The organism is Pseudoalteromonas sp. BMB (assembly GCF_001709235.1).
Lineage (GTDB): Bacteria > Pseudomonadota > Gammaproteobacteria > Enterobacterales > Alteromonadaceae > Pseudoalteromonas > Pseudoalteromonas maricaloris.
The window spans coordinates 122,079-139,704 of the sequence record NZ_MBQA01000057.1; the positions used below are offsets into that span (position 1 = coordinate 122,079).

Annotated in this window: 16 protein-coding genes; 12 read left to right on the forward strand and 4 right to left on the reverse strand. The window is 43.7% G+C overall.

All coding sequences use genetic code 11. The annotated features are described in order from the left end of the window. Together uup and BB427_RS04500 are read left to right on the forward strand one after the other, a co-directional pair. Positions 1-1,917 (forward strand): ATP-binding cassette ATPase Uup, encoded by a 1,917-nt coding sequence (gene uup, locus BB427_RS04495; RefSeq protein ID WP_069019081.1) that lies wholly within the window; start codon positions 1-3, stop codon positions 1,915-1,917. A gap of 8 nt (positions 1,918-1,925) precedes the next feature. Beyond that, the gene (locus BB427_RS04500) at positions 1,926-3,650 is read left to right on the forward strand and encodes a DUF3466 family protein (protein WP_069019082.1); all 1,725 of its coding nucleotides are present in this window, start codon (positions 1,926-1,928) and stop codon (positions 3,648-3,650) included. Between the two features lie 116 nt (positions 3,651-3,766). Here BB427_RS04500 and BB427_RS04505 read toward each other — a convergent pair whose 3' ends face one another. Beyond that, a complete protein-coding gene (locus tag BB427_RS04505) occupies positions 3,767-4,276 on the reverse strand; it encodes a DUF2062 domain-containing protein (RefSeq protein WP_010371507.1) in 510 nt (169 codons plus the stop codon). Between BB427_RS04505 and BB427_RS04510 the strand changes: the two genes are divergently transcribed. From BB427_RS04510 to tcdA, 7 genes are all read left to right on the forward strand, one after another. Next, on the forward strand, positions 4,277-6,502 hold the full coding sequence (locus BB427_RS04510; protein WP_254663584.1) for a DNA internalization-related competence protein ComEC/Rec2: 2,226 nt from the start codon (positions 4,277-4,279) through the stop codon (positions 6,500-6,502). 62 nt (positions 6,503-6,564) lie between these two features. Next, a complete protein-coding gene (gene msbA, locus BB427_RS04515; RefSeq protein ID WP_010371498.1) occupies positions 6,565-8,304 on the forward strand; it encodes a lipid A export permease/ATP-binding protein MsbA in 1,740 nt (579 codons plus the stop codon). Continuing rightward, complete coding sequence (lpxK, locus tag BB427_RS04520; protein WP_069019084.1) at positions 8,305-9,288, forward strand: tetraacyldisaccharide 4'-kinase; 984 nt, start codon at positions 8,305-8,307, stop codon at positions 9,286-9,288. Further along, the gene (locus tag BB427_RS04525; RefSeq protein WP_010371492.1) at positions 9,278-9,475 is read left to right on the forward strand and encodes a Trm112 family protein; all 198 of its coding nucleotides are present in this window, start codon (positions 9,278-9,280) and stop codon (positions 9,473-9,475) included. The genes lpxK and BB427_RS04525 overlap by 11 nt, the downstream gene beginning before the upstream one ends. After that, positions 9,463-10,224 (forward strand): 3-deoxy-manno-octulosonate cytidylyltransferase, encoded by a 762-nt coding sequence (kdsB, locus tag BB427_RS04530; protein ID WP_069019085.1) that lies wholly within the window; start codon positions 9,463-9,465, stop codon positions 10,222-10,224. Before BB427_RS04525 ends, kdsB begins: the two co-directional genes overlap by 13 nt. Continuing rightward, positions 10,211-10,876, forward strand: coding sequence for a TIGR01621 family pseudouridine synthase (locus tag BB427_RS04535; protein ID WP_069019086.1), 666 nt, complete (start codon positions 10,211-10,213; stop codon positions 10,874-10,876). Before kdsB ends, BB427_RS04535 begins: the two co-directional genes overlap by 14 nt. A 1-nt stretch (position 10,877) precedes the next feature. Next, on the forward strand, positions 10,878-11,675 hold the full coding sequence (gene tcdA, locus BB427_RS04540) for a tRNA cyclic N6-threonylcarbamoyladenosine(37) synthase TcdA (protein WP_069019087.1): 798 nt from the start codon (positions 10,878-10,880) through the stop codon (positions 11,673-11,675). A 29-nt stretch (positions 11,676-11,704) separates the two neighbouring features. On the opposite strand, the gene BB427_RS04545 is transcribed toward tcdA, so the two are convergent. The 3 genes from BB427_RS04545 to BB427_RS04555 all read right to left on the reverse strand — a co-directional run bounded on the left by BB427_RS04545 (position 11,705) and on the right by BB427_RS04555 (position 14,717). After that, positions 11,705-12,112, reverse strand: coding sequence for a SufE family protein (locus BB427_RS04545; protein WP_069019088.1), 408 nt, complete (start codon positions 12,110-12,112; stop codon positions 11,705-11,707). 4 nt (positions 12,113-12,116) lie between these two features. After that, entirely contained in the window at positions 12,117-13,328 is a 1,212-nt protein-coding gene (locus tag BB427_RS04550; RefSeq protein ID WP_069019089.1) for an aminotransferase class V-fold PLP-dependent enzyme, read from the reverse strand. Positions 13,329-13,430: 102 nt separating this feature from the next. Beyond that, complete coding sequence (locus tag BB427_RS04555; RefSeq protein WP_010371472.1) at positions 13,431-14,717, reverse strand: citrate synthase; 1,287 nt, start codon at positions 14,715-14,717, stop codon at positions 13,431-13,433. Positions 14,718-15,133: 416 nt separating this feature from the next. On the opposite strand from BB427_RS04555, the gene sdhC reads away from it, so the two are divergent. From sdhC to sdhA, 3 genes are read left to right on the forward strand one after another with little or no spacing between them, the layout of a single operon-like run. Then, positions 15,134-15,511, forward strand: a complete 378-nt coding sequence (sdhC, locus tag BB427_RS04560) for a succinate dehydrogenase, cytochrome b556 subunit (RefSeq protein ID WP_125252744.1) — start codon at positions 15,134-15,136, stop codon at positions 15,509-15,511. After that, the gene (gene sdhD / locus BB427_RS04565; RefSeq protein WP_010371467.1) at positions 15,502-15,849 is read left to right on the forward strand and encodes a succinate dehydrogenase, hydrophobic membrane anchor protein; all 348 of its coding nucleotides are present in this window, start codon (positions 15,502-15,504) and stop codon (positions 15,847-15,849) included. Before sdhC ends, sdhD begins: the two co-directional genes overlap by 10 nt. Then, positions 15,850-17,622, forward strand: a complete 1,773-nt coding sequence (gene sdhA, locus BB427_RS04570) for a succinate dehydrogenase flavoprotein subunit (protein WP_010371464.1) — start codon at positions 15,850-15,852, stop codon at positions 17,620-17,622. Positions 17,623-17,626: the final 4 nt, after the last annotated feature.

Below are 17,626 nucleotides of genomic sequence, written 5' to 3' on the forward strand. Positions count from 1 at the left end.
ATGGATCTCATTCGAATTGCTAAAGCCCAACTGGCTTTTGGTTCACACCCTATACTTGACCAAGCTGATGCCGTTATTGAATCAGGCGAGCGCGTTTGTATTGTGGGCCGAAATGGAGCCGGTAAATCAACGTTACTGAAAGTACTTGATGATCAAGTTCAACTTGATGATGGTGAAATCAACCGTGTTGGTGGATTAAAAGTTTCAAGGCTAGAACAAGACCCACCAAAGGGCGCAAATGGGTCGGTCTTTGATTATGTTGCGAACGGTTTACCTGATGTTGCTGAGCTGCTCATTGAATTTCATGAAGTGAGTGAAAAACTACAAACCAGCCAGTCAGATAAACTGATGACCTCGCTTGAGCGCTTGACTCAGCGATTGGAAAGCGAAGATGCGTGGCGTTTTGAGTCAAGGATCAAGCAAGTGCTTAGCCAGTTGCAATTAGATGCGAATATGCGCCTAGAAGAACTCTCAGGTGGCTGGCTACGCAAAGTCGCGCTGGCCAAGGCGTTGGTGAGCGATCCAGACTTGTTGCTACTCGACGAGCCGACTAACCACCTTGATATGCAAAGTGTTATATGGCTTGAGCAATTTCTGAAAGAGTTTAAAGGGGGGATCGTGTTTATCTCTCACGACCGTGCCTTTATTCGCGCAATGGCGACTCGAATTTTAGATTTAGACCGTGGCAAGTTGGTTTCATACCCTGGAGATTATGCGCAATATCAAGAACAAAAAGCCCATGATTTAAAAGTGGAAGAGCAACAGAATGCCTTGTTTGATAAAAAGCTTGCCGAAGAAGAAACCTGGATAAGACAAGGGATCAAGGCCCGGCGAACCCGTAACGAAGGGCGTGTGCGAGCACTAAAAGCGCTTCGTGTTGAGCGCAAGCAACGCATCGAGCAACAAGGTAAGACAGATTTCAACATCGAGACGGCGGATCGTTCCGGTAAGCTGGTCTTTGAAGCGAAACATTTAGACAAAGCATTCCAAGATAAATGCATTGTGAAGGACTTTTCAACGCTGGTGATGCGTGGTGACCGTATTGGCTTGGTCGGTCCTAATGGAGCAGGTAAAACTACGCTGTTAAAAATGCTTTTTGGTGATATTAAACCTGACGCAGGCAGCGTAAAACAAGGCGTGAATTTGGAAGTTGCGTACTTCGACCAATACCGTGAAAAATTGGATGAAGAAGCAACCGTGCAGGATAATGTCGCAGAAGGTAAGCAAGAAGTGATGATGGGCGGCCGCTCGCGTCATGTGCTTGGCTATCTGCAAGACTTTTTATTTCCGCCAGCGAGAGCTCGAACCCCTGTAAAGGCATTATCAGGCGGTGAAAAAAACCGCTTATTGCTAGCAAAGCTCTTCCTTAAGCCTTCAAATATTATTGTGCTGGACGAGCCGACCAATGACTTGGATATTGAGACGCTTGAGTTACTTGAAGAAATCTTAAACCAATACCAAGGCACGGTGCTAGTCGTCAGCCACGACCGAGAGTTTATCGATAATACCTGTGGCAGTGTTTGGGCATTCGAAGGCGAAGGCCTAGTGACGGAAATTGTTGGCGGCTATAGTGACTTTGAGCTGTATCAGCAAAGACGAGAGCAGCAAAAGAAAGAAGCACAAAAGGTTCATCAAGAAAAGCAGCAACAGGCCGAGACTAAAAAGGCAGCTGCGCCTGCTCGTTCAAATAAGCTGAGTTACAAATTAAAACTTGAATTAGAGTCGTTGCCCAGTAAAGTAGAGGAACTTGAAGAGGCAGTGAACAAACAACAAACACTGGTCAGCGATCCAGACTTCTTTAAACAAGATCAAGAAACGACCCACAAGGCATTGAACCATTTGACTGAGCTAGAGTCGAAGCTGGAAGCCGCGTTTGAACGCTGGGAAGAACTAGAAGCATTACAGAATCAGCAGTAAGGATTAAAATGAAATTTAAACTTTTAGCCGCGAGTGTCGCCGTAGCCCTTTCACAACAGGCGGCCGCTGCCACCTATCAGTTAACTGAATTACCAAGACATGATAATAGCAAATATAGCTACGTGTCGGATGCCAATGAAGCTGGAGACGTGATTGGTCACGCTTCCAATTTATTTGGTGTAAAGATTGATGTGTCGTATATCGACTTCGATGATTCAACACTCAAAAATTATTACGACAGTACAAAAAAGCAGTACGAGCTGATCGAAGAAGAAATCACCTTCACACTAGAAGATATTCAAAACAATGATGCAGCTAATACGAATGCTCAAGCTCATGCATTTATGCTGTCTTATGTCATGAATTCAAGTAGAGTAGCTAGCCAAGAGTATCAAAGAATTGAAAGAGCAATTTCTTTGACATATAACAACAATACCGCAGAAGAGTTTGTGGTATTTGATGAACAATCTCCTGATTACGAAGGACTCACTCGCTCAGTCACTAACTATCTTACAAGCATCGCAGAAGACGGGACAATAGTGGGCTGGGGTTCTGCACCCTTTAAAAAGATAACTTTTACTCCTGAGGGTGAAACAGAAGAAGAAACTTATTTTGTACGTGATTGGCGAAATAAAGGTATTTTAGTTACACCAGCTGGAGAGAAAATTAGGTTAGAGCCTGCCTTTACAGAATATGGTGGCCTTTCTCTTGCCACTGATATCAAACAAACCGCTGATGGCGGCTATATTGTTGTGGGACAAAGTTCAACTTCGTTATCGCAAAGAACAACAGAAAATATAGAAGACAGTTGTGATGGTGTGGATGAGCCAGTCGATGTGTGTATTCAAAGGTTGACCTCGCCATATCATACTCGAGCCTACAAGTGGACGTTTGATAACGATTTTAACTTAGTCAGTGCAACCGATCTTGGGCTTGGTTTTACACCAGATGAAGATGATGATCGAGCCTATTCAAGCTTGGCTTTGGCAACTAATGCGGGCGGCTTAACTGTTGGTGAGTCCCGAGTGCGCCGTCAAAGTAATAATGATTTATTGCCATATGGACAAGCTGTTTATTATAAAGATGGTGAAATTAAGCGCATCAAAGAAGTTGAGAGTTATATCGAATACAGCCAAGCGGTTGATGTAAATAATAATGGGATTATTGTTGGTATGTTTGGTCGTTCATCGAATGGCTCAAGAGATTATGACTCAACAGGTTTTTATTTTAATGAGAATACCGCTGAGTTCAAAGAAATGCCTGCATACTTCGAGGGTTCGGCGACAGCAATCACAGATATCAACAATAATGGCTTTGTTGTAGGTCAAGGTGTTACAGAAAAGAGTGGTTCTAACCGTCGTCGCGAAGCGTTTTTATATGAAATTGGCGCAGAAAAACTAGTGAATATAAACTCACTTCTTCCTTGTAAGAACGATTCTTTCCCTTACACCATTGCAGAAGCTGTGAAGATCACTGATGACAACAAGATATATGCGATTGCGACCAAAACGGTTGAAAGACGCAATACGTTGGGTGAAATTGAGAAGGACAGTAAGGGCGAGACTGAGTATGAGTCGGTAAGTTTACCTGTTCTACTTACCCCAATTTCTGGTGAACCAGAAAACTGTACACCACCTGAGGCAGAAACATATGAGCGTCAATCTGCAAGCTGGTCTTGGCTTAGTTTACTCGCGTTACCACTAGTGGCGCTGAGAAGGCGTCGTAAAGCCTAAATTACAATTTAGACGATAAAAAAGCCCGGAAGGGCTTTTTTTGTGTTTGAAAAGAAATATTCGCAAATTCAATTCGATATTTAATTCAACCGGTACCAATCTTAACTATACTGGTATTAGCCTTGGCCGCGGCTTTGCCACGCTTTATTCACTGAGCGTCGCCATAGGTAATCGATACCGAAAAAGCCGATAATGGCGGCAAGTGTTGCGCAGATCAAAGAGCCGACGATAAATGCAGGCCCAATCGTTGTTAGGCTTTGTGCAAGCCATTCCCAACTCGCCTCAAAATGGAATGGTTGTTGTTCTTGGCCAAGCGCAAATACACCGACTAAGTATGAGCAATAAAATATAGGCGGCATCGTGAGTGGGTTGGTGATCCACACGAGAGCAATAGACAAAGGCAAGTTAACGCGAAATGGAATCGCAAGTGCCGCTGCCAGTACCATTTGAAAAGGAACAGGGATGAATGCGAAAAATAGCCCCACCGAGAATGCGCCACGTGCTGAGCGCCGGTTTAAATGCCAGAGGTTGGCATCATGCAGTAACTTACCAAAGATTTTTAATGATTTCTGTTGTTTGATTTTATTATGATCAGGTAAAAAGCGTTGAATCGTTTTTTTCGCCATTTGCAGCTGCCATCTACTTGGATTCTGATATGTTTTGGAATAATTCTGGGTTGCTTCAGTGCGGTATTTCTTCTCGACAATTGGCGATTAGCCGCAATAAGCATATTCCTCTACTTCATGGGCCGCTATTCTAAGCTTTTTTGTCCTATATTGGCAGGATTTATTTTAGGGATTTCCATTGTTCTTAGTCATTACTTTGTTTTTTATCAGCTAAAAATACCAGAAATTTGGCAATCGCAGCTTGTTACTGCTTCGGGTAAAGTTATTGAGGTTGATAATTCTGTGATTGGTGAAGCGTTAAAGGTACAGCTAGAGCAAGTTGACGGCTACCAGTTTGCGCGTTGGCGTACTGTAAATGCAAAGCTTTATCGTGATTCATCAACGCCTATGTTGACAGTTGGTGACCACATTGAATTTACGGTGAAACTTAAGCGTTATCGTAGCCGAGTTAATATCGGACTTTTTAACGCTGAACTGCATGCGTTTAGAAAACATATGTATTTCAAGGGCAGTATCAAAACAATCAATTTGTTAGTGAAGGACACTACGTGGCGAGATAATTACCGCTTATTCATAGATAAAAAGCTCAATGGGCTCAGCTATGCTTGGCTGTATTATATTTTATTAACAGGCGATACAAGCAAAGTCGACTTCGAAAACAAAAAACAATTTAGAAGTCTTGGTTTGAGCCATCTGTTAGCGATTTCAGGGCTTCATATCGGAATGGTATTTGCCATCGCGTTTTTGCTGATAAAAGTCGTGCTGTATTGTATCCCGGTAATAATCTCCCAAGCAGACAACTTGCATCAGTGGTGTTTAGTTTTTGCGTTACTGTTGTGTTTTGGGTACGTCATTCTCTGCGGCTACAGTGTATCGGCGACTCGAGCTGTGATCATGGCAATGGTATGGGTTGCCTGTTACCTCTTTGCCGTGCGCCTTAAAGCACTTCAGGTGTTAACGGCTGCGTTGACAATCGTCTTGGTGGTAGACCCGTTCTCACTACTCAATCCAGGTTTATATTATTCCTTTTTTGCGGTAGCTATCATCGTAACGTTAGTGAAAAAAGTTGGCCGAGGTTTAGGTGCGAAACTGCTTGCGTTAATTAAGTTGCAGCTTGCGTTATTTATCTGTCTGTTGCCACTCAATCTGTATTTCTTTTCTGGTGCGAGCATCATTTCATTGGCTGCGAATATCATGGTGATCCCGTTGATTTCTGCCGTTGTATTTCCGCTACTACTGCTTCATGTTACTGCGTTGCACGCTATTGGTTGGCAACTTCCACTTCATCTAGTTGATAGTGGGTTAGTGGTTCTGTTTGAGCTGTTGCAAAGCGCTCCACTAACTTGGGTAGATATACCCAGCGTTTCGTACATGTTTCTCATAACCAGCTACTTAAGTGCTTTGCTGCTGTTTTTATTCAGAAATTATTTTGGTTTACTACCGATAGTATTTTTCCTCGTTCAGTATTTGTTTCGAGCCTCTCCGCTATGGCAAATCGATGTCTTTGATGTCGGTCACGGAACCGCTGTGTTAGTTTCTCGTAATAACAAAGGGCTGCTCTATGATGTGGGGGCCAAATATTTTGGCTATTTTTCAATGTTTGAGTTTGTGATCAAACCCTATCTTTTGAATAATCGAATTACGCTACAAGATACCATCATTAGTCATAACGATGGTGACCATAATGGTGGCGTTGACGACCTCGTTGCCTTTGATGGCGGGAAATCGTTACAGCGTTTTCACCCTGCAAGCGCTGCTGATAGCTGTGTGCTTGGAACACATCAATTTCAAGGGCTAGACATATCAGTGATCTGGCCTCAAGAAATGTCGAACAATGACAACAATAATTCTTGTGTAGTTAGTATCTCTGATGGGCAGTTTACACTTTTATTACCAGGAGATATTGAGAAAGTCACTGAAACTAAGTTACTTAACCTCGAAAAAGATGCACTCAAGGCCGATATATTACTGGTTCCACACCATGGTAGTGGCAGCTCTTCGAGCGAGCAGTTTATTCAAGCGGTTGACCCAGATATTGCGATATTTTCTCGTGCCTTTTATTCGCCTTGGAAAATTCCCAATGAGAAAGTGATTGAAAGATACCAAAGAGTAGGGAGCACACTATTGGATACCGCCTTAGATGGCCATATAAAGATCTCAATTTTTGCTCAAGAAATTACAGTTGAACGAGCTCGGGAAGTGGAAAATTACTGGTTTCTCAGATAATCCATTCAGTTTTAACGATTTGAAAGTTACAATAATGCCATATAGAAAAGTAGAGGCTGGCAATGCAACCAACCGACAAGCAGATTTACGCTAGATTATTTAGCTATGTAAAAGACTTTAAACTCGCTGCCATATTTTCAGTAATTGGCATGATAGGGTACGCTGCGATGGACGCTTCGTTCGTTGCGCTAATGGATCCGTTTATCGATGAGGGCCTCACTGCAGGGAATCGCGATGTACTAAAACTGGCTCCCTTTGTTGTCATCGCGTTAGTTATTGGACGCGGTATCTTTAACTATATGGCATCGTATTGCTTGTCTTATGTTGGGTCTCAGGTTGTGCGTGCTTTGCGTCAGCAACTATTTGAACATATGTTGTATCTACCAGTGTCGTTTCATGATCAACATTCTAATGGTGAATTGATATCAAAAATCACTTTTGATACTGAGCAGGTACAGCAAGCCGTCACTAAGGCGCTTCAAGTGCTGATCCGTGAAGGTGCATTTGTATTTTTCTTACTTATCACGATGTTTTATGCAAGTTGGCAGCTATCGCTCATTTTCTTAGTTGTGGTACCAATCGTGGCGGTGATAGTTACTGTGGTGTCTAAGCGTTTTAAGAAAATCTCCAAGAATATTCAAGATGCGATGGGAGAAGTGACGAAAAGCTCTGAGCAAATGATGGCGGGTCATAAAGTTATTCATGGCTTTGGTGGTCAAGATAAAACCATCTCTCACTTTGCTAAAGTTAATAATCATAATCGCCAGCAACGCGTAAAAATGGACGCGACTAAAGCGCTGAGCGTGTCTATCATCCAAATCATAGCGGCGAGCGCAATGGCGGTGATACTCGCGATTGTCGCGATGCCTTCTATGGTAGATAAAATTTCATCGGGCACCTTTGTCACTTTGATCACCTCTATGATGATGATGCTGCGTCCTTTAAAACAACTTGCCAATGTAAATAGTGACCTGCAACGCGGGATCTCTGCGGCGAAAAGTGTGTTTGCGGTGATTGATCTAGAAAAAGAAAAAGACACTGGCACTCAGTCTTTATCTCGTGCTCAAGGTAACCTACAAGTCAAAGACTTAACCTTTACTTATCCATCTAAAAACGATCCGGTAATTGAGTCATTAAACCTTGAAATCAAAGCCGGGCAGAGTATTGCGTTGGTTGGTAGAAGTGGCTCAGGAAAATCAACGATTTCTAATCTATTACCGCGTTACTATGATATTGAAGCGGGCAGTATTGAGTTAGACGGCACGAACATAAATGATTACCAGCTTGCGGATTTACGCGCGCAGTTTTCCATCGTGTCGCAGCAAGTGGTGTTGTTTAATGACACCATTGCAAACAATATAATGTACTCGTTAAAGCAACCCTTATCGCAAGAAGCCCTAGAAAAAGTCGTAAAACAAGCCCACGTCTGGGAATTTGTTAAAGATCTTCCTGAGGGCCTAAATACTGTTGTTGGTGAAAATGGCGTGATGCTTTCTGGCGGACAACGACAACGTATCGCCATCGCGCGTGCTATTGTAAAAGATGCACCTATCCTTATTTTAGATGAAGCCACATCAGCATTAGACACAGAATCTGAGCGTTTGATCCAACAAGCGTTGGAAGAGCTGATGGCTGATAAAACAACCATAGTAATTGCCCATCGGTTATCGACAATCGAGCGTTGTGACTGCATCTATGTGCTAGATAAAGGCAAGATCATCGAACAAGGCAAGCATGCTGAATTGGTCGCGCAGGAAGGGGTTTATCATGCACTTTGCAAAATGCAGTTTGGTGAGCAATAAATGGCATCAAAAATAGAGCAAAGTTGGTATAAAAAACCGGGACTACTAACACTATTATTGCTTCCGCTAAGCCTGTTATTTGGACTTATTAGCTTGGTGAGAAAGGGGCTTTATAAACTCGGTTTTTGCCCCGCGTACCGCTCGCCTGTTCCGGTTATTATTGTCGGTAACATCAGTGTGGGCGGTAATGGCAAAACGCCATTTGTGCTTTGGTTAGTCCCTTTTCTTGAAAAGCTTGGTTTTAAGGTTGGTGTGATCAGTCGAGGCTACGGTGCGAAACCCAGTTCAACCCCGTTTTTGGTCACTGCAGCGACCTCAACGGAAGAGGGCGGTGATGAACCTTGTTTACTCGCCAAACGGTTGAAATGCCCAGTGATGATAGGTGCTGATAGACAAGCTAGTATCGAGAAATTATTGGATAATAGCGATGTAAACATCATCGTCAGCGACGATGGGCTACAGCACTATAAATTGGCACGAGATATTGAGTTTTGTATTGTTGATGCTGAGCGACGCTTTGGGAATGGCTTGTGGATGCCAGCAGGGCCGCTTAGGGAATTACCTAAGCGTATCCATAGTGTCGATCTTGCCATATATAATGGTGGATGCGAGAGTTATTCATACACGTTAGAGGCGGTTGGGTTTTTTCGTGTGACAGATGATAGTCCAGCATCCAATATAGAAATGGCTGGCGCTTCAGTCTGTGCTATCGGCAATCCAGCGCGATTTGAAAATACGCTACGAGATAGAGGGATTGTTCTGAGTGAAAGTCTACATTTTGCGGACCATCATCCATACCAAGCGTCCGACTTCTCGCAAATTGAAAACGGCGCTATTTTTATGACAGAGAAAGATGCGGTAAAGTGTCGCACATTTGCAAAAGATAATTGGTATTACCTCAAAGTAGATGCCAAACCTACATCAGCGCTTGAAAAAGCGGTATTAAATTTACTTAAAAAGAAAGAGATTTATCATGGCCTTTGATACCAAATTACTAGAAATAATTGCCTGCCCAGTATGTAAAGGCAAATTAAGATATGACAAAGAAAACAAAGAGTTGATCAGCACAGCAGCCAAGCTAGCGTATCCAATTAAAGATGATATTCCTGTGTTATTGGAAAACGAAGCGCGCGAGCTGAGCAGCGATGAGGTTGAGCAGTGGAATTCGTAGTCGTTATTCCGGCGCGTTATGCTTCAAGCCGGTTGCCTGGTAAACCGCTTGCTGATATCGGCGGCAAACCAATGATCCAGCGTGTTTACGAACAGGCTATTCAATCTGGCGCTGCAGCGGTTTATATCGCAACCGATCACAGTGCGGTATTTGAGGCAGCACAAGGCTTCACTGATAACGTGCTCATGACGCGTGAAGATCACCAATCTGGTACTGAGCGACTCGCCGAAGTTGTTGAACAACTGGGGCTGAACGAACAAACCTTGGTGGTCAATGTACAAGGTGATGAGCCACTGCTAGAGCCTGATAACATAGCACAAGTGGCAGCACTACTGCATCATTCTGATGCACCGATGGCGACTCTATGCGTTGATGTAGAAGATGTAGAAGAGGTGTTAAACCCGCATGCTGTGAAAGTGGTGTCTGATATTCAAGACAACGCACTGTATTTCTCTCGCTCGTCTATTCCGTTTCAGCGTGACAGCATGTTAACGCTCGACAAAAATAGCATTCCAGTGAGCCATTTTAAACGTCATGTTGGCATATATGCCTATCGTGCGGGCTTTATTCAAACCTATTTATCGCTAAGTGTTTCACCGCTAGAAGTGCAAGAGTCACTAGAGCAGCTACGTGTGCTGTATCATGGATACAAAATTAAGGTCGCGAAAGCGGCTAAGCCGGTGCATGCAGGAGTAGATACTCCCGAAGATTTGGCACGAGTTCAAGAGATACTGAATGGAAAAGTTTAAGCTCATTGCAGACGAGGCAGACTATGTAGTTGCATACAAACCTCAAGGTGTGAGCTTCCATAGTGAGGACGGTGCAGGTTTTGTTGCCTTACTCACGGAGCAACTAGGTTATCCCTTATTTGCGGTTCACCGCCTCGATAAAGTCACATCGGGACTCATCCTTTTAGCGAAGTCTAGCGAGGCTGCAAAGCAGCTGACGAGCCTGTTTTCCACCCGGAAAATAGACAAATTTTACCTGGCGTTAGTTAGTGCTAAACCGAAGAAAAAGCAAGGCTGGATAAAAGGTGATATGGCTAAGTCGCGTAGAGGCACCTATAAACTGGTTAAAACTAAGCTAAATCCTGCGGTGACTCGATTTTATTCATGCTCTGTTGCGACCAACCTACGCGCTTGTATCGTTAAACCGTTTAGCGGTAAAACACACCAAATTCGGGTGGCACTAAAAAGCATCGGTGCGCCAATTTTAGGTGATTTAGCCTATAGTGGAGAGCCTGCAGATAGAACGTATCTTCACGCATTTTGCCTTGAATTTGAGTGGCAAGGTAACCATCAACACTATCAAGCGGCGCCTGAAGATGATGGTGCATTTGGCCATTTATTGGCACATGAAATCTTTGCAAGTTGGCAAAATCCAAGTCAATTAGAGTGGTAACATGACTGATTCGAATAGAGAACTGAGATTTGGCGGCATTGGTCGGTTATACGGTAACGCCGAGTTAGCAGCATTAAGTAAAGCACACTTTTGTGTCATTGGTATTGGTGGCGTTGGCAGTTGGGCTGTAGAAGCGCTAGTGAGAACGGGTATAGGTAAAATAACGCTTATCGATATGGACGATATTTGTGTAACCAACATTAACCGTCAGTTACATGCTCATAGCGAAAGTATCGGGATGCAAAAGATTGAAGCAATGCGAGATCGCTGTCTTGCGATTAACCCAGATTGTGAAGTTACCCTGATCGATGATTTTCTGATGTTAGATAACATTAGAAACTACATTCAAGGCTTTGATTATGTTATCGACTGTATCGACGCGGTTAAAGAGAAAGCGGCGCTAATCGCGCATTGTAAGCGCAATAAAATACCGGTGATCATCACAGGTGGTGCCGGTGGTCAAACCGATCCGAGTCAGATCCAATATGGGGATGTGGCAAAGACGACCCATGATCCGCTGCTGGCAAAAGTACGTTATATTCTCAGAAAACAATACAACTTTAGCGATAATCCAAAACGTAAATTTGGCGTCGATTGCGTGTATTCCACAGAGCAGCTCGTCTATCCAAGTACCGATGGCACCGTGTGCAAAGCAAAGCAACAAGCTGAAGGTGGGAAAAACATGGACTGCGCGACCGGGTTTGGCTCTGCAACTATGGTAACTGGGAGTTTTGGGTTTTTTGCGGCGTCCAAAGCAATACGTAAGTACCTAGATAAACAAAGCAAAAGCAGCGAATAAGTGTGCTCGTTTGAGCACCTTATATCACGTTATTTTAATATCTCCGCCTGCACTTGGATCTGTTCAACAATCGCACGTATACCATTACCTCTAGATGGGCTTAGGTGAGCAATTAATCCAAGCGACTCAAACAGTTCATAAGCATTAAACTGGTTTGCTTGTTCTGGCGTTTTACCTGCGTACGCTGCAATGATGATTGCAAGTAATCCTTTGACAATACGCGTATCTGAGTCAGCAATAAGTACGAGCTGCTGCGCGCTTTCATCTAAGTCCAGATAGAGCCAAACTTTACTGTCACAGCCTGACACTAACGCTGAGTCGACTTTCAGTGCATCAGGAAGAGTTGGAAGTTGTTTACCTAGCAGCATAATTTCACGATACTTGGCTTGCCAGCCATGACTTTCAGATAATTTTTTTGTGATATGTTCAATATTCATAAGTTCAATCTAATAATTCTATTGTGGCACTTAACGCATTAATAAAATGCTCAATATCGTCTTGGTTATTATAAAAAGCCAAACTTGCACGTACTGTTCCATTAACCTTGAGCATTTTCATTAGCGGCTGAGTACAATGGTGTCCGCTTCTGACTGCTACGCCGTATGTATTGAGTAGTGTGGCAAGATCGTAGTGGTGTTCGTTTTTATAGTTAAAACTGACGACGCCAACATTGTTTTGTGTATCGCCATAAACCGTGATGCCTTCAATCTGTCTTAGCTTTGCTAAAAGGGAGTGATAGAGCGCTTGCTCATAACGTTGAAGTGCACTGGGATCAATCTCGTTTACATAATCTATCGCTGCGGCAAATCCGATAACGCCAGAAATATTGGGAGTGCCGGGCTCAAACTTGCTAGGTGCCTCTCTATAACTGGATCGCTCGAAACTCACTTCTTTTATCATTTCGCCGCCGGTTTTGTATACGGGGAGCGCATTTAGTTGCTGGTATTTACCATAAAGTCCGCCGACACCTGTTGGTCCAAGCGCTTTATGAGCTGAAAAAACATAAAAGTCGCATTCCAGCGCCTTTAGATCAGGTCTCAAATGCAGTAAAGACTGTGCGCCGTCGATAACCGTGATGGTACCTAAGGCCTTGCAAACCGAAATGAGCGACTCAATTGGATGAATATTCCCAAGTGCGTTTGAAACATGGCCCATTGCTAACACATCAGGTTTATGCTGCTTTAACATCGCAATAGCGCCTTGCTCATCGAGGACGCCGTCTAACATAGGTAACACCAGCAAAGTTGCGCCTGTACGTTGACAAGCTTCTTGCCAAGGCACTATGTTAGCGTGATGTTCAAAGGGACTGATGGCAATGACGCTGTCTGAATTTAAGCGTGCACTCAGGCCATGAGCCACCAAGTTTAGTGATTCAGTTGCGCCGCTGGTCCATACGATTTCTCGTGTTTCAACATTTAAAAAATTGGCAATTGTTTCTCGGGCACTTTCGTAGCGAACAGTGGCGTTTTCACTAAGCGTGTGTAAACCTCTATGTACGTTTGAATTCTCATCTTGATAAAAAGTTTTTATGACATCAATGACTTTGTTCGGTTTTTGCGCAGTTGCAGCAGAGTCAAGATAGCAAAGCGGCTGTCCATCAAGTTGTTTGTTCAAAATTGGAAAGTCGTTGCGCAGAGATTGGATGTCAGTCATAACGTACCTGAGTTAATTGAGCAGCGCGATTCTAACGAATACGCGGCGATATTAAAACAAAAAAGGCCGCATTAAGCGGCCTTTTCAAACACAATAACGAGATTATCTGTCGTTTTGTGTTTTGTAGTCGCGAGACGTGTAGCCTTTGTAAAGCTGACGCGGACGACCAATTTTGTGTCCTGGTTGAGAAAGCATTTCGTTCCAGTGTGAAATCCAGCCCACAGTACGAGACATCGCGAAGATAACCGTAAACATGCTTGTTGGAATACCGATTGCTTTAAGAATGATACCAGAATAGAAGTCTACATTCGGGTATAGTTTCTTCTCAATGAAGTAAGGGTCTTCTAGGGCGATCTGTTCAAGTTTCATTGCTACGTCAAGCAGTGGATCTTGAATGTTTAGCTCTTTAAGTACTTCGTGGCACGTTTGACGCATTACTGTCGCGCGTGGGTCAAAGTTTTTATAAACGCGGTGACCAAAGCCCATTAGACGGAACGGATCGTTCTTATCTTTTGCTTTTGCAACGTACTCGTCAATACGATCAACAGAACCAATTTCTTCAAGCATAGTTAAACATGCTTCGTTTGCGCCGCCGTGTGCAGGGCCCCAAAGTGATGCAATACCTGCCGCGATACACGCGTAAGGGTTTGCACCTGAAGAGCCAGCAAGACGAACTGTTGAAGTTGACGCGTTTTGCTCGTGATCTGCGTGAAGCATGAAAATACGATCCATTGCTTTAGCAAGTACAGGGCTGACGTTGTAGTCTTCAGCTGGCACAGAGAACATCATGTGAAGGAAGTTTTCTGCGTAGCTCAAGTCGTTACGTGGATATACGAACGGTTGGCCAACGTTATACTTGTACGCCATTGCAGCAATCGTTGGTAGCTTTGCTACTAATTTGATTGCACAACGCATGCGCTGATCTTCATCAGAGATATCCAAATCTGAATGGTAGAACGAAGATAACGCTCCAACTACACCACATAGCATTGCCATAGGGTGCGCATCGACACGGAAACCTTGGAAAAACGCAGCAATTTTCTCGTGCATCATTGTGTTGCGAGTGATCTCATCTGAGAACTCAGCTAGTTGTTCTTCGCTTGGTAATTCACCGTTTAATAGTAGGTAGCAAAGTTCAATATAGTTAGAATTTTCAGCAAGTTGCTCAATTGGATAACCGCGATGAAGCAGTACACCTTTGGCACCGTCAATGTAAGTGATAGACGAGTCACAAGAGGCAGTCGACATAAATCCTGGGTCATACGTAAATAGGCCGTGAGCACCTAAAGAACGAACGTCAACTACGTCTTGTCCAGCTGTACCTTCGTAAATTGGTAACTCAATCGGATCGTGACCATCAATATGGACTGTGGCTTTTTTATCTGCCATCTATTTGTCTCCTATTTAATAACAATATTCTGATTGTTATGTTGTGATACTAATGTTAAGCAAATTCAGATCATTCTAACTTATAACCTAGGTTAAAAGTCAATTTTTCTGTGATTTATGCATAAATGTATAATAAATATTCTACGACGATTAAATATTAGACCATTCGCTAATTCGCAAGCGTCTCTATCTAAACAAGAATTGTAAAAGGGCGCATAGCCTTATATACTGTCAACGGTTTTATACCGTATCGTCTGTGGGTAAACCTATTTTTACATCAATTTTTACACTCGAGTGAACTTTTTGGTGTCCTAATTGGTTTATCTAGAGTGTGCCACCTACATTTGCAATATGTAGGTGGGTTTCATAAAAACAAGTAGATGAGCTCCTTTGTGGGCAAAGATGGGCAAGTAACTGTGAAAAAGCAAAGACCTGTAAATCTAGATCTTACGACTATATCTATGCCGCCAACGGCTAAAGCGTCGATTCTTCACCGTGTCACCGGTGTCGCTTTCTTCTTCGCTTTGACCTTTGTGATTTGGGCTTGGTCTGAATCCCTTTCTTCTCCTGAAGGCTTCGAGTTTGTAAAAGAACTGATGTCTGGCTTTATCGCGAAATTCATCGCGTGGGGCACCCTAACTGTATTGTCTTACCACATCATCGGTGGTATCCGTCACATGATCCAGGATATGGGACATTGGGAAGAATTAGAATCAGGCAACAATAGCGCGAAGATTGCACTAGCACTTTGGGTTATCGTAGCAATTTTGGCTGGAGTATGGATATGGTCTTAAATCAAGCGACTCTAAAGCGTGATGGCGTACAAGACTACGTGTCACTTCGTACAACTGCGTTAATTATCCTAGCTTACGCGGTATTCATCGTAGGCTATCTTCTAATTACTCCTGAACTGACTTATGAAGCTTGGTCAGGGTTGTTCTCAAACTTAGCTGTGAAAGCAGCAACGATGATCACACTAGTATGCATCATGGTACATACACGCATCGGTTTGTGGCAGGTTCTAACTGACTACGTTAAGAACTCAACAACTCGCACTATTCTTGGCTTTGTATTAAACCTTATGGCTTTAGCTTACGTAGCTATTGGTCTGTTTGTTCTGTGGGGTGTTTAAGTGAAATATAACGTACGTGAATTTGACGCAGTTGTAGTAGGCGCAGGCGGTGCGGGTATGCGCGCGGCACTTGCTATCTCGGAATCAGGCAAAACTTGTGCTCTTATTTCAAAAGTTTTCCCAACTCGTTCTCATACAGTATCAGCACAAGGTGGTATCACCGTTGCGCTAGGTAACTCTCACGAGGACAACTGGGAATGGCACATGTACGATACGGTTAAAGGTTCTGATTACATCGGTGACCAAGACGCTATCGAGTACATGTGTAAAACAGGTCCAGAAGCTATCACTGAACTTGAGAACATGGGTCTACCTTTTTCTCGTTTTGAGAACGGTCGCGTATATCAGCGTCCTTTCGGTGGTCAGTCGAAAAACTTTGGTGGCGAGCAAGCTGCACGTACAGCAGCCGCAGCGGACCGTACTGGTCACGCGTTGCTACACTGCCTATATCAGCAAAACGTTAAAAACAAAACAAACGTTTTCTCTGAGTGGTATGCACTAGACCTAGTAAAAAATGACAATGGCGATGTAGTGGGTGTCACCGCAATCGACATCGAGTCAGGTGAAATCACTTATTTCAAATCAAAAGCAGTTGTTCTTGCAACTGGTGGTGCGGGTCGTATTTTCGCATCAACAACGAACGCGCACATCAATACGGGTGACGGCGTTGGTATGGCGGTTCGTGCTGGCATTTCAATGCAAGACATGGAAATGTGGCAGTTCCACCCGACAGGTATCGCAGGTGCGGGTGTACTAGTAACAGAAGGTTGTCGTGGTGAAGGTGGTTACCTTCTAAATAAAGATGGCGAGCGCTTCATGGAGCGTTATGCGCCAAACGCGAAAGACTTAGCGTCACGTGACGTTGTTGCACGTTCAATGATGACTGAGATCCGTGAAGGTCGTGGTTGTGATGGTCCTTGGGGTCCGCACATCAAGCTGAAGCTTGACCACTTAGGTGCTGAGACACTTAACTTACGTCTTCCAGGCGTTTGTGATCTTGCGAAGACATTCGCACACGTAGATCCAGCAGAAGAGCCAATTCCAGTAATCCCAACTTGTCACTACATGATGGGTGGTGTACCAACTAACGTTAATGGTCAAGTGCTAAACGTAGACGGTCAAGGTAACGAAAAGATCGTTGAAGGTCTATTCGCAGTAGGTGAGATTGCGTGTGTATCTGTACACGGTGCAAACCGTCTAGGTGGTAACTCACTGCTTGACCTTGTCGTATTCGGTCGTGCGGCGGGTAACTTCCTTGGTACTTACTTGAAAGATGCTGAAATCGCTAAAGAAGCAAGCAACGATAACGTAGACGCAGCACTTGCGCGTACTAACCGTTGGGAAACTTCTGCGAAAGGTCAGGGTGAAGATCCTGTACAAATCAAGAAAGATCTACAACGTTGTATGCAGCTTAACTTCTCGGTATTCCGTGAAGGTGATGCAATGGCTGAAGGTCTTAAAGAACTTAAAGAAATTCGTGAGCGTCTACAGTACGCACGTCTTGACGATAAGTCTGCTGAATTCAACACGCAACGTATTGAGTGTCTAGAGTTAGATAACTTGATGGAAACAGCGTACTCGACGGCGGTTGCTGCGAACTTCCGTACGGAAAGCCGTGGTGCACACTCTCGCTTCGATTACCCAGAGCGTGATGATGAAAACTGGTTGTGTCACTCGATTTACAACCCAGAGTCTGAGTCTATGAGTAAGCGTGAAGTTAACTACGCGCCTAAGACTCGTGAAGCATTCCCACCGAAAGCACGTACATACTAGGAGC

What these genes read in the sequence shown, in the direction of transcription:
- uup (WP_069019081.1), top strand. Translation starts at nt 1, where the DNA reads ATGGATCTCATTCGAATTGCTAAAGCCCAACTGGCTTTTGGTTCACAC.
- BB427_RS04500 (WP_069019082.1), top strand. Translation starts at nt 1,926, where the DNA reads ATGAAATTTAAACTTTTAGCCGCGAGTGTCGCCGTAGCCCTTTCACAA.
- BB427_RS04505 (WP_010371507.1), bottom strand. Translation starts at nt 4,276, where the DNA reads ATGGCGAAAAAAACGATTCAACGCTTTTTACCTGATCATAATAAAATC.
- msbA (WP_010371498.1), top strand. Translation starts at nt 6,565, where the DNA reads ATGCAACCAACCGACAAGCAGATTTACGCTAGATTATTTAGCTATGTA.
- lpxK (WP_069019084.1), top strand. Translation starts at nt 8,305, where the DNA reads ATGGCATCAAAAATAGAGCAAAGTTGGTATAAAAAACCGGGACTACTA.
- BB427_RS04525 (WP_010371492.1), top strand. Translation starts at nt 9,278, where the DNA reads ATGGCCTTTGATACCAAATTACTAGAAATAATTGCCTGCCCAGTATGT.
- BB427_RS04535 (WP_069019086.1), top strand. Translation starts at nt 10,211, where the DNA reads ATGGAAAAGTTTAAGCTCATTGCAGACGAGGCAGACTATGTAGTTGCA.
- tcdA (WP_069019087.1), top strand. Translation starts at nt 10,878, where the DNA reads ATGACTGATTCGAATAGAGAACTGAGATTTGGCGGCATTGGTCGGTTA.
- BB427_RS04545 (WP_069019088.1), bottom strand. Translation starts at nt 12,112, where the DNA reads ATGAATATTGAACATATCACAAAAAAATTATCTGAAAGTCATGGCTGG.
- BB427_RS04550 (WP_069019089.1), bottom strand. Translation starts at nt 13,328, where the DNA reads ATGACTGACATCCAATCTCTGCGCAACGACTTTCCAATTTTGAACAAA.
- BB427_RS04555 (WP_010371472.1), bottom strand. Translation starts at nt 14,717, where the DNA reads ATGGCAGATAAAAAAGCCACAGTCCATATTGATGGTCACGATCCGATT.
- sdhD (WP_010371467.1), top strand. Translation starts at nt 15,502, where the DNA reads ATGGTCTTAAATCAAGCGACTCTAAAGCGTGATGGCGTACAAGACTAC.